Annotated in this window: 9 protein-coding genes; 5 read left to right on the forward strand and 4 right to left on the reverse strand. The window is 50.0% G+C overall.

Annotated elements, in window-relative coordinates:
* Positions 1 to 48: 48 nt before the first annotated feature.
* A complete protein-coding gene (bamA, locus tag IZU26_RS00165; RefSeq protein ID WP_310823148.1) occupies positions 49 to 2,478 on the reverse strand; it encodes an outer membrane protein assembly factor BamA in 2,430 nt (809 codons plus the stop codon).
* Between the two features lie 109 nt (positions 2,479 to 2,587).
* The gene (locus IZU26_RS00170; RefSeq protein WP_433275850.1) at positions 2,588 to 6,973 is read right to left on the reverse strand and encodes a translocation/assembly module TamB domain-containing protein; all 4,386 of its coding nucleotides are present in this window, start codon (positions 6,971 to 6,973) and stop codon (positions 2,588 to 2,590) included.
* Positions 6,974 to 7,048: 75 nt separating this feature from the next.
* On the opposite strand from IZU26_RS00170, the gene tmk reads away from it, so the two are divergent.
* The 5 genes from tmk (at position 7,049) to IZU26_RS00195 (ending at position 11,177) form a co-directional block, all read left to right on the forward strand.
* Positions 7,049 to 7,666 carry a dTMP kinase gene (tmk, locus tag IZU26_RS00175; protein WP_021331005.1) on the forward strand — a complete coding sequence of 206 codons (618 nt, stop codon included), beginning with the start codon at positions 7,049 to 7,051 and terminating at the stop codon, positions 7,664 to 7,666.
* Positions 7,663 to 8,292: a hypothetical protein gene (locus IZU26_RS00180; protein WP_433275853.1), complete on the forward strand. Its 630-nt coding sequence runs from the start codon at positions 7,663 to 7,665 to the stop codon at positions 8,290 to 8,292. Before tmk ends, IZU26_RS00180 begins: the two co-directional genes overlap by 4 nt.
* Before the next feature lie 11 nt (positions 8,293 to 8,303).
* The gene (locus IZU26_RS00185) at positions 8,304 to 9,416 is read left to right on the forward strand and encodes a 3-dehydroquinate synthase (protein ID WP_433275855.1); all 1,113 of its coding nucleotides are present in this window, start codon (positions 8,304 to 8,306) and stop codon (positions 9,414 to 9,416) included.
* A gap of 5 nt (positions 9,417 to 9,421) precedes the next feature.
* Entirely contained in the window at positions 9,422 to 10,615 is a 1,194-nt protein-coding gene (locus tag IZU26_RS00190) for a cysteine desulfurase family protein (protein ID WP_433275857.1), read from the forward strand.
* A gap of 124 nt (positions 10,616 to 10,739) precedes the next feature.
* Complete coding sequence (locus IZU26_RS00195) at positions 10,740 to 11,177, forward strand: DUF3276 family protein (RefSeq protein ID WP_310823141.1); 438 nt, start codon at positions 10,740 to 10,742, stop codon at positions 11,175 to 11,177.
* Positions 11,178 to 11,223: 46 nt separating this feature from the next.
* On the opposite strand, the gene IZU26_RS00200 is transcribed toward IZU26_RS00195, so the two are convergent.
* Positions 11,224 to 12,285 carry an aldose epimerase family protein gene (locus tag IZU26_RS00200; protein WP_433275859.1) on the reverse strand — a complete coding sequence of 354 codons (1,062 nt, stop codon included), beginning with the start codon at positions 12,283 to 12,285 and terminating at the stop codon, positions 11,224 to 11,226.
* 8 nt (positions 12,286 to 12,293) lie between these two features.
* On the reverse strand, positions 12,294 to 12,968 hold the full coding sequence (locus tag IZU26_RS00205) for a hypothetical protein (protein ID WP_433275861.1): 675 nt from the start codon (positions 12,966 to 12,968) through the stop codon (positions 12,294 to 12,296).
* Positions 12,969 to 12,970 lie beyond the last annotated feature (2 nt).

Below are 12,970 nucleotides of genomic sequence, written 5' to 3' on the forward strand. Positions count from 1 at the left end.
AAGACGGAAAACTTTCAAAAACGTCAGCGTTCGGAAGCTCCCCGTCAATCAGCGGTTCGTTATGTTGAACGAAAGCACAAATACGCCGTTCGGATCGTTGAAGTACCATCCCTTCGCATCGCTGTGTTTAAACGTCCACGCATACAAAAGGTGCAGCGGGAATTGCGGCAAAAGGAAACGCAAGCCGGGTCCGAAACTGAAATAAAAATCGTTTACCGACAGATTGTTAAACATCGTTTTCACGTCGCTCGTGATCGCAGCCGCATCGAAAAATCCGTCTACGCCGACGATATTCGGAAATATCGGGACGCGCAGCTCGATACGGTTGCTGAGCATCGCTTTGCCGCGGACTTTGTTATAGATATTCGTCCACCCGCGTCCGTTGAACATACCGTCGATATAGGCTTTGTTCGAATCGCCGAGGAGGGTTCCGGGTACGGGGAATATCATCGTAAGCCCCGTATACGCGGCGAATACGGCTTTAAACGACCACATTTTCGTAACGGGGATATTGAACAGCGTAAAATAGCCTTCGAGCTTTGTATCGCTTTTTAGGAAAAATTCCTTTTCAAGACCGGGTATAATGCCGTACCAGCCGAGCCGCTGGCTGACAAACCAACCGCGCGAAGGATCGTAACTGATATCGCGGTTGTCCAGCGATACGCTGCCCCATACGGAATTGGTCAATCCGAGCCTGTTCGCATTTTGATTGACGCTCGAATCGTGCGGTATGTACACCGACTCGTCGTATACGTTATCGTTGAGCGATGTCGCAAGTCCCCCGTTTATCTGTAAAATCGCAAAGTCGGGCAGCCACCTTCGTCCTACGGAAGAGCTGAACGTAATACCCCACGATTCAAACTGCATATAGTATTCGTCATCGACAACCGTTCCGTCACCGAGCATCTGCAGACGCAGCGCCGATTCTTTCGAATGCGAAAACGATATAGACTCGTTGATACCGATCGGCAAATCGAAAAGCCAGCTCTGTCCGTAGGAGGCGGTAACGCTCTGCGACGTATTTGAAATATTCGTTCCGGCAGAAACGGAACGCCCTTCTCCCCGCAGATTCGAATTTTGCCAGCGTGCAAACAGCGATATCGGAAAATCGTCGGGATCGGAAACACCCGAAAAAGTCATGCCGAATTCGAGCGTCGTCGTCGACTGCTCTTCGACGGTAAAGACCAAATCGACGAGATCGTTCTCGCTGCCGGGCATCGGTTCGGGAACGACGCTCGAAAAATACTGCAAATTGTATAGGTTGCGCAGCCCCTTCATCACTTTGTCGCGCGAAAAAACGTCGCCCGGTTCGAGCGGAATCTCCCGCCGGATCACGTAATCTTTTGTTTTGGTATTGCCCTTAATGATAATATTTTCGATGTGGCTTCTCGGACGCTCGACGATCGAAAGCGCGACTGAAATCGTATGACGCTCGGCATCTTTATTGACTGCGGGCGCATATTGATTGGTCATATAGCCGTTTTCGGCATAAAGACTCGTGATGCCCTGCAAGCCTTCCTGATACTTCGTCTGATTGAAAACGGCGCCCGGCTTTAATTTGATATACGACAAAAGCGTTTCTTTCGAAAATATTTCGTTTCCGCTTATCGTCGTACCGCCGTACGTGTACTGCGGCCCTTCCTGCATGACAAAAGTAAGCGTCAATTCATTGCGGCCTTTTTTTTCGTTGAAAGCCGTTTCCTGCACGACATCGAGCACCCGAGCATCCGCATAACCGCGATCCTGATAATACGAAACGATCGCCTGTTTGTCCGCTTCGAGTGATGAACGCTGAAATGCGCGCCCCTTCATAAGGCCGGCTTCTTTGAGCGTCATTTTGCTTTTGAGCGTACGCTCCGAAACGAGCGTATTGCCGGAAAAGCGTATCGCCGAAATCACCGTACTCGCCCCTTCGTTTACGACAAAGGTAATGCGGACTCCGTCGGGCATCTCTTCAACGCTGTGTGAAATCGTCGCATCGGTATAGCCTCTTTTCAGATATACGTCGCGGAGCGCCCGCTCGTCGAGGAGCACTTTGCTTTCGACAAATATATCGCCGGTCTTTACCGTGACGGCATCCCGCAGCTCTCCGTTTCTGATCTTCGAATTGCCGGAAAAACGTATCGATTGAACGACGGGGCGCTCCTTTACTTGGAAGACGAGCAGGATTTTATCCGCCGTTTTCGGATCGTGCTTTGCAAACGGCGTAATATCGTCGAACATATCGAGCGCGTAGAGGCGGTCGGACAAATCGGTGTAGACTTCTTCCGTAAACGGACGTCCGATAAACGCATTTGTAATGCCCGTAAGTTCGGAGCGCTTGACGTTTTTCAATCCGTCAAACGTAATTTCGGAAATCGTTTTACCCCAAAACCATCCTTCGTCTTCGCTTTCTTCGGCGAACACGGATAAAGATACACTGAGTGCAATAAAAAGCGAAAGCACGAAACGAATATACATCTTGCGGTTAAAACGCATAACATCTCCCATAAAAACTTTTGCAGAAAGTTAGAGCCTCCGGCTCGTTCTACAAAGAACCGATTCTACGTGTCCGCTTTCGCGGACTTCGAATCGGCTTTCGAAAGGCTTAAAACGAAAGTCGCCATGAAAGCGTCAACGCCGTCGAAGGAACAATCACATTATTCAATATTGCAGTGATATCGGGGGTCATATCCCACCTGATATTTGCAAACGGCGCTTCGAGTTCAAAGCCGAATTCCGGTTGAAACGTTATCCCCTGCATCGTCGTACTGTCGTCGACCCTCGTCTTATCGTACACTAAATGCATAAGGGCATCCGCGTATAATACACTTCCGAAGTATTTACCAATATAAACAGTCGAATTATCGAGAAAGTTACCGGCCGACAAATCCCTGCGGCTCAAGTCCCCCGAAAAACCCATCCGCAGCGTATTCTGCAAAACGGTCGTTCTGACGGAAAATATATCAAAATTCAGCCAATCGCGCAACTTGTTTTCGATCGCACGTCCGATCGTCGACTGAACGACATAATCCGTCGTCGCGATGAAGATATCGCTCATATTTCCAGAATCGGCGGAGACGATCTGCCCCAAAAGCGTGCGTATTTCCGTTTCCGATTTTGCCGGAATCGACGAAACCTGCGGATTAAAATCGAGAAGCGGTTGATTTTCCGCCGAAAGAATGATGCGTATGTCGCCGCCGTTCGTATCGCGTTCGCGTACTTCGGCACGCACCGTAATGCGCGGATTAAAGCCTTCGTCCGTATCGCTGAAACGGAGCAGTCCCTGTCTGAGATAAAAATTGCGATTGAGATACGCTATATCGCCGGAGCGCAGATGCATATCGCCCGATATCGAAAACGAATCGGTCGTCTGATCGGCTTTGACGTTGATCGAATCGCCCGGTGCAAATACGCATCTGAGCAGCGGATCGAATACGAGATTGACGTGCGGACCGAAGGCGACATCGACGTTTGCCCTCGTCGGAATGATATAATTCGCCTCGCGTTCTCCAAGCAATTCGGACATACGGAATTTCGCTCTTACGTCTTCGACATACACTTTCCCTGTTACATCGAAAATTTTATCTTGGATTGCGAGATTTAAATCGACACCCGCCATGCCGATGAACTCCGCGATATCGATATCCAAATCGGCAGGTACGGTTTTATTCGGCGGTGTACGGACAGTCGCTTCAAGCCGATCAAACACCCAGCGGTCAAAGGATATCGTACCGGCAACATCAACGTTCCTGCCCCGCACATCCATCGTTACTGAGGGAAGTGTTATTTCATTGTGATCCATCAGCAAAAAAAAGCGTTCTTGCGTAATATGCGACGGAATGACTTTAGGAAAATTGAAGTCCGGTTTTTCAACGGAAAAAGAACCGCTGAATTCGGGATCCGAAAGCAGACCTCCTATCTTTGCAGAGCCGAGCAGGACACCGTTGTATATCGTGACGATGTCATTCGAAATATGCGACATAAGCGCGGCCAAATCGGCGGAAACATCGGACACGCGTATGTCGAGATTCTGCGACGCGATCGTTCCGTCGATAGTACAGTGAAAGGGCTTATCGTCCGAAATGCGCAAATCGACGCGTCCGTTATCGGTAATGCTGCCCGAAATCCCGAGCGACGGAGACGAAGAGACAAACGCATTTCCTTCGGCATATAAAAACGAGAGCGAAAACGGAAACGGTTTTGTGAAAAGCGAGCCGGAAGCTCCCTGCGACGAAATCGTTACGACAAAAGATGAAGGAACAGATGCGTTTTCTTGAAATCGCGTATCCGAAAGCGTAAGCGAAAGCGGCACTTTGACACTTTTTCTTATGACCGTCGTCGTTATGTCGGCAGACGCACTTCCCGTGTACGATGAAAATGAAAAATCCGCGCTTACGTTGTCGACGAGCAGCCTGCCGTATGAAAGGTACATCGAATTGACCGAGAGATTTCGCTCTTCGAGCGTCGCGCTTCCCTTTGCGGAAAGCAGTATACCCGCAAACATCACATCGGCGTCGTCGACGGAAAGCGTAACGTAGGGATTTTCGAATGTTCCCGTCGCCGTCACCGATGCAGTCAACCGATTATTTTCGCTCTGCTCCACCGCAAAACGGTTCAAATCGATACTATTGCATAAAATCTCGGCGTTGAAATATAAATTTTTTTTAAGCATTTCGACGGAAAACGGCACTCTGTCGGGATTGTTGATTTCCGCGCTCGCCGTCACCGATTCTTTCGAAAGCGGATTGGTCATCGTCATATCGAAATGCGCCGAATCGAATCCGGAATCGCGTATGTTGACGGTACACCGAGACGAACCCGTAAGCGCAGAAAACGAATCCGTATACGAAATCGAATCGAAAACAGCGCCGTACTTCGAAATCGTGCCCGACAAAAGCACGTGCGGAGAAAAAGAAAATTTTCCGCCGGCGTCTTCCGATTCGAGCCGCGCGATGTGTACGGCAAAGCCCTCGTCTTTCGTATACGCAAAGCCCGCTTCCGTAGAAAACGTAAAAATCGTACCGGCTACCTGCAGCGGAAAATTTTCCATCGCGAGAGAGCCTTCCATACTGCCGTTGTCGTAGCGCTGGAACTCGGCGGCGAGGTTGTAATCGCCCGACACGCTGACGACATTGGGCATGATGTTTCCGGTAAAATGATACGGAATCGATTTGTGCCGCACGTCGAGCGTAAAAAACGAAGCCGACGAATCGGGTGCGCGGTCGATTTCGGCCGAAGCGGAAAAGGTATCTCCCTTGTACACGACATTGAGCTGCGATACTTGCAGTGAAGATTCGTTTCCGTCGAAGGACAAAAAAAGCGCTTCGTTTTCTTTTTGTGTATTCACAAAAAGCGCATAGGGCGCGTTGTAGGAAACCGATTTCAAATCGGACGAAACGTACAGCTCGCCGGTAAACACGTAAGGCGCAAGGCGCGGCCCAAACGACGACAGCGAGGCGGAAGTGCCTTCCGTTAAAAAAAACGCTCCCGCTTCGACCGCGCTGTCGAGGTAAAAATTGTTAATGTCGATCCCCGCTTGAATATAGTTCGTGCGGGTAAGATAACTTCCGTCTATCCGAAGCGAGCCGGGTGTGTCCGCTTCGGCGTGCGCGTAGTCGGAAAGCTCAAAACTGTAATCGACGGAATTTCCGTTCGGTATTACGTGCGCTTCGAGTGCGGTAAAGTTTTTTTCTCCGAGCCGCACTTCGGGAGCGAAACACACAAAACCCCGATCGAGCGGGTCGAAATACAATTCGGCTGAAAGCACGTTCCCGTTCGGAAGGGCGATACGCTTTGCATCGACGGTACCCGAAAGACGCATACCGTCGAAGCGATATAAAAGCGAAGCTTCCGCATCGCAGTTTTTTCCCGAAGCGACAAGGCGCGGAATCGAAACTTCGTCTTTTGTGCCGGACACATCGAAGCGCACGGAAAGGGCGCCGGGCACAAACGTTTCGGGAACGAAAAGGCTGCCGCCGCTTGTATACGAAAGCGATTTTTGTTCGGCATCGTATTCGGCAGACCCCTTTGCCGTAAGCAACACGCTTCCTATGCGGCGCACGAAATCCGCACGCCGTCGGGACGAGATAAACGATGAAAGCGTAAAGCGTTCGGCGGCAAAAGACGCACGCCCTTTTTTCGAATCGATGTCGTACGAAGCGCTCACCATAAACGGAAAAGCCGATTGAAAGGTGCGCACGGAAATGACGCGGTCGTCGTAGGATGCGCGGAAGCTCAACCTGCCGAACGAAAAATCACCGCCTGTAATATTCGAAAAGCGTGCGACAAAGGAGCTTCCGTTTAAGCCGTGACGGACGGAGCTCGAAAGCGAATACTTTCCCGAAATGCGCATGCCGTTTGCGCTGTGCAAAACGACGTCCGCACCGCCGCGTACGCTCACACCGAGCGAGCGGAAAGCTTCATTGTACACGGCCTCTGCCGAGCGTATCGTAAACGACGCATCCGCATCCGTACTCCGATAGCGAATGCGTACGTTTTTTATTAAAAGCGAAAACGGCAAGTCGATGCCGATAAACGAAAAATCCGTACGCCTGCCGCTCCGCTTTACGCCCCCGGATTTTGCAAACGATGCAATTTTTTCGATAATCGCTCTGTCGGCCCCATCGTCGTAATCGAGCGTAACGCCGTCTATCGTCAAGCTTTTAAATGCGCTGTCTATGTCGCCTTGAAGCAATTTCAATAATCGGTAGCGGAGCGTAATCCGTCTGATCGACACGAGCGCTTTGCCGTCCGACACGGAACTGAGGACTATACCTTTTATATTGAAAACCGTTAGAATGGACGGCGACAGCGACGCATACGAAAAGGTAAGGCCTGTCGTATCTTCAAGCATTGTCCGCATCGCCTGTGCGCGGTGCGAAATGTTTTCGGTGAGCACACGATAAATCGGACGGACGCATGCAAATGATGCGAGGAGTATAATGAGAAAAATCAAAATGTATACACTGCGGATAACCGATTTTTTACTCATGCCGCCGCCGAATCCTCAAAGCGAAATCACCGTCCCCATCATATCAAAATATCGGAAAAAGTGCAGGCGTTTTCTATGATATTGCATAATTTTATCGTATTCGAAGGCATCGACGGGTCGGGCACGTCGACACAACTCGGCATCCTCAAAAAAAAGCTCGGCGAAAAAATCTTTGCGACGGCCGAACCGACGGAACTCCCGACGGGACTTTTTTTACGCCGTATGCTCAAAGGTGAATTTTCGGTCGACGAGCGAACGGCGGCCTTTCTCTTTGCCGCCGACAGGTGCGAACACATCTACGGCAAGGGCGGCATCACGGAGCACGTGCAAAACGGCAAAATCGCCGTAAGCGACCGCTACATCTTTTCGACGCTCGCATATCAGTCGGCTTCGTTCGGAGACGACATTCCTCACCTCGTAAACAGCGCGTTCCCGCTTCCCGAAGCGCTTTTTTATTTCCGTATCGACCCTTCTCTTTCGTTTGAGCGCGTCGTACATCGCGCAGGGCAAAAAGAAATCTACGAAAAAGCCGATTTTCAAAAAAATACCGCCCGCCGCTACGATGCGGTCATCGAAGAGTTTGCAAAAAAAGAAGCGATGAACATAATTACGCTCGACGCATCGCGTCCCATAGAAGAAACAGCGGAAAAGATATGGAGTTACTTTGAAAATCTGCCGATATTGAAATCGTGAAAAAGTATTTTCCGTATATCATGCGCATCGTCGCCGTTTCGCTCCTCTTTTCCCTCGGCATCTCTGTGCCCCTAAGCGCGTATATGGTCAAATACAAAGAGGATTTTTATCGCCTCTATCACATCCACTACCAGCAGTATCCCGACGACTGCATCGAAAACATCTATTGGCTTGAAAAAGCGGTGCAGGCGGACTTTTGCAATCCGCTCTACGCCGGCTTAAAAATCGAAACGAAAAAAGAATGGGAAAAATACCGCTACCTCTTTCAAATGCATTTGAATCTCAAACTCATCGAACAGCACTTGAGACTCGGCAGAACCTACGATAAAAAAGCCGCATATTTTTACGACGCGCCGTGGAAAGACGAATACGTGCGCGATTTGGAAAAAGCGCTTTCGTGCTATACGGCGGGTCTCTATTATTGGAAAGAAGCCGAACTGTGGGCGGAAAAAGCGAATGCCGTTTCGTTCGATTTTTTATTTATCACCGAACGACAGTTTTGGGAAGACGAACGCGAACGCATAAAAAACGGCAGTCTCGATTACGGAAAAATGCTCGCACGGGAAATCGCGCGCGTGCAAAAAGTGCGCGACGCTTTTCTTGCAATGGACACGAAAAGCTATTAAAATATCCTCTTATGGATACTATCGTACGCATCTCCTATCCGCCCGTTCACCCGGGAACGGATTCTACCGGTATAGTCTTCGCGGAAACATCTCCCGACTTTATCGATCTCTTTAAGCCCGGAGAAAAAACGGGCCGCCGACGCTTTTTCGTCACCGACGCAAAAGTCGCAACGCTCGCGCTTTTCGCGCCTTTTATCGCAAGGTTCGACGACGGAATCTGCGGAGACGACAGACTTGTCATACTCGGTTCGGGCGAAGGATACAAAACTATCGAAAGCGTCCTTACTATCGTAAAAAATGCGATCGATGCGGAATTTTCGCGAAAGGATAGTTTCGTCGCCGTCGGAGGAGGTGTCATTTCGGATATAACGGGTTTTGCGGCATCCCTTTTTAAACGGGGCGCATCTTGCGTGTTCGTGCCGACGACGCTGCTTTCGATGGTCGATGCGGCGATCGGAGGAAAAACCGGATGCGATTTTAATAATTATAAAAATATGATCGGTTCGTTTTACCCCGCCGAATCGATATACATTTTTCCCGAATTCGTACAATCGCTTTCCGAAGATCAATACCGATCGGGACTCGCGGAAGCTTTCAAAACCGCGCTTTTGTACGATGCCGAACTCTACGACGTATTTAAAAACGAAAGCGAAAAGATATGTTCGCGCGATAAAGCGACGGTAAACTTTATTATTAAAAAATGCGCCGCGGCAAAAGCTTCCGTCGTCGAGCGGGATTTTACCGAACAAAATATCCGCACGTATTTGAATTACGGTCACACTTTCGGCCACGCACTCGAATCGCTTGCGGGTCTCGGGAGCGTCACGCACGGAGATGCGGTCGCGTGGGGCATATCGCGCGCCGCCGCTCTCAGCTGTAACATCGGTTTGTGCAGCCGAGCGTATAAAGACGAAGTGCTCTCCGTCCTCGAGCGCTACGGTTGGGAAACGGATCCCGTGCCTTCGATTATAAAAGGAGGTGCTGCGGGAGCGAGACTCCTTTCTATCATGCACAAAGATAAAAAAAATACCGGCGGCGGCATCCGCCTCGTTTTACAAAAAGGTCTGACCGAAACGGTTTCCGAAACCGTCGGCGACGATGTCATTTTAAACGTTTTAAAATAATGCGTATGGAACAAAACAATATCGATCATTATTTTGACTGGGCGGCGACCGCACCCTCCGATAAAGATATTTTGGAAGCCTCTCTTGCAGAAACTTTTTCGGCATGGGGAAATCCTTCGAGCGTGCATTCCGTCGGAAAAGAAGCGAAACGGCTTTTGGAAAAAGCGCGTGCACTATGTGCCGCATCTTTGGGAGTGCCGTCCGAAACGATTTACTTTACGTCGGGCGGAACCGAAAGCGACTGCATTCCCCTCCTTTCCGTATTGAACCGACCGCAAAAAGGCACCGTACTCATAAGCTCCGTAGAGCATCCGGCAGTCCGCGAACAGGCGGAATCGTTGACAAAATGCGGATGGCGCGTCGTCCGCATTCCGGCGACAACGGGCGGCATCATAACGAAAGAGGCGGTACTGTCAAAACTCACCGACGACACCGCCCTCGTCTGCGTCATGGCGGTCAACAACGAAACGGGCGCGATTCAGCCGATCAAAGATATAGCGGATGCGCTTGCAAAAGAAAGCGGAAATAAACGAAAAGCGAAACTGCACGTCGACTGCGTTCAGGCAGCGGGAAAAATTCCGCTCGAACTTTCCTACTCAGGCATCGCAAGCGCGGCTTTCAGCGCCCACAAAATCGGCGGCCCCAGGGGAATCGGCATACTCTACCTTGCCGACACGATCGAATCTTTTTTCCGCGGCGGCGGACAGGAAAAAAATATACGAAGCGGAACGGAAAACGTATACGGTGCGCTCGCATTTGCACGCTGCCTCGAACGCTACTGCATTTCGAATACAAACGAAAAAGCGCGCACGCGATTTGAAGCGCAAAAAAAATTAACAAAATCTTTTATACGAAACCTTTCCGAAATTGCAGGCTGTACGATTATCCCCGAAGCGCGGCTAGACGTCCGACATGAAGACGAATATTCTCCGTGGATCGTGCAGGCGTCTTTTAAAAACATTCCGGGACAAGTGATGCTCCGCGCACTCGACGCCGAGGGATTTTGCGTTTCGACCGGAAGCGCTTGCTCTTCGCACAAGGGGCAGCATAAAGGCGGAAGCGCAGTTTTACAGGCGATGAACGTGAGCGCATCCGTCCGCGAAGGTGCACTCCGCTTCAGTTTCGGGCCGCGTACGAGCGAAGACGCGATGAAAGCGCTTGCAGTAAAGGCGGGCGAAATCGCCGCAAAATTCGCATAATCGACTGATGCCTGGAGTGCAGCCGATTTTTTTCGTTACACGTGATTTTTTAGAGAATAAGGTTTCCGGCGCAGTTGCCCAAGCGCTCTTTTTATGATACTGTGAAGCGAACAGAGGACGGATTATGGGCGCACGCGGAGAACTCTTTACAACGCAAGTATATTTGGACAACCGGTCGTATTTTTTTAACGTCAAAGAAAACAGAACCGGCGATATATTTCTTCAAATCGTCGAAAGCAAAAGCCGCGACGGAGCGGACTTCGACCGCCATCAGATTGCGATTTTCGCCGAAGATATGCAGAAGTTTTTACAGGGCATGGATAAATCGCTTTCGTTTATCGACAAAGCGCGCAGAGCCCGCGTCAAAGCCGTCCGCGAAAAAAAAGCCGAAAAAGAAGCGAAGTACGCAAAAAAACTGTATTACGTAAAAGACGGCGAAAAAGAAGCGAAGCGCGACGACGGCATCAAGCGCACGGGCAGAGTTCACATCGTATCGAAGCGGAGCAATGCCGATAAAGCAAATGATGCCGCCCTGCAAAACGGCGCTGAAAGCGAACAATAAAACTATCGGTTTTCCCCTGCCATCCCTACTTTATCGTTCGCCTTTTCTACGCGTGAAATCCGTATACGGTAACCGATTCGTATTTTTTTCCGGGAAGCAAAACGCAGGACGGAAACTGAGCGATATTCGGTGAATCCGGAAAACATTCGGTTTCAAGGCAGAGCGCGCTGTGTTTGCCGTAGATGCGTCCGTTTTTGCCGCGCACGGCTTTCAGCATATTGCCCGTATAGAGCTGTATAGCTTCCGCATTTGTGTCGACCGTCATCGCCCTCCCCGATTCGGGATCGCGCAATTCCGCTACGCGGATAATTTTCTTTGCCGATTCGGGAACTCCGCTCCTTCCGTTTTTTTCGTCGTAGATTCGCGTGACAAAGCAGTCGTCGTAGCCCGTCCCCGTTTTTTTAATATCGCGTCCGATTCGTTTTTCTTTTAAAAAATCGTACGGCGTATCCTTTACGGAAAGAATTTTTCCCGTTGGAATCAAAGCGCTCGTGCTTTCAAGATAAGAGGGGCAGTCGAGTTTTAAAACGTGATTTTCGATCGTCCCCTTTCCTGCAAGATTAAAATACGAATGATTGGTAAGGTTTACGGGACAGGCTTTATCGGTCGATGCCGTATAGCGGCACGTGAGGTTATTTTTTTCGTCGAGGATGTAGCGCACTTTTACACTCATATTTCCGGGAAACCCCTGCTCGCCGTCTTTTGAAACGCGCGTAAACTCGACTCCTGCGCATTTTTCGGTCGAAATAGTTTTCGCTTTCCACACTTTTTTGTCCCAGCCGTCAAAACCTCCGTGCAGCATATTGCGTCCGTCGTTTTTATCGAGCGTATAACGCTTGCCGTCAAGCGTAAAGGCGGCGCCTTTAATTCTGTTTGCAAAGCGCCCGACAAAGGCGCCGAAATAGCTCGTATCGGAAATATAACCTTCGAGCGTCGAATAGCCGAGAGCGACGTCCGTTTCTCTTCCGTCAGAATCGCGCAGCACGATACTCGTAATCCTGCAGCCGTAATCCGTAACGGAAAATGACATACGCTTGTTTTTGACGGTAAAAAGAGAAACCTTCGTTCCGTCGGAAAGCACGCCGAAATTTTGCACCGTTGTTTTCATATCTTCTCCTATTGCATATCAAGTATCATCTGCACTTCGGTTTTCGAACACGAAAGCTGCTTTGCAATCTGTTCGATCGTCAGCCCCATCTCCGCCATCTCGAGCACTTGCTTCGTAAAATTCTTTTTCGGTACGATCGGTGTTTCCGAAAAATACACATCGGGTTTTATAACCGGTACTTTCGCATACGACGCTCCGTCATCCGTCACGTTCATTTCAGCCTTTGTGCGCACCGAAGTACGAGTATCGTCAAAGAGAGAATGCTGCATTTCCGCAAGCGCTTCCGCTTCTCCGGTTACAGCATAGGATGCATCGGGGGAAGGCCTGGAACGCGGAGCGTTTTTTTTGTAAGTATTCGCAGCGCGGCGGGAGACTTCGGAAACCGATTTTTTTTCAAGCGTATCGCGGAGAGCGGATGCCGTAAGCTTTTTCGCTTCTTCGCTCCGTGCAAGCGCTATGCGTCTGTCCGCTTCTTCGATAAGGCGCTTCAGCTGCTTTGTTCTGTCGTCGATGATATCGATCGCGCGAACGGTATTGTTGTTGATATCGCGGATCATATTGTCCATTTCGGCTCTCGTCTTTTCGATGACGTCGTCGGCCGAAAAAAGGCGCTTAAAGCGGACGATAAAAACGCCCCATAAAACGATATTAATCGCGACAATCGCAAATAAAACTCCCGGCACGC

This window comes from Treponema sp. SP13, from assembly GCF_050938355.1.
In the GTDB taxonomy this organism is placed as follows: domain Bacteria; phylum Spirochaetota; class Spirochaetia; order Treponematales; family Treponemataceae; genus Treponema_D; species Treponema_D socranskii.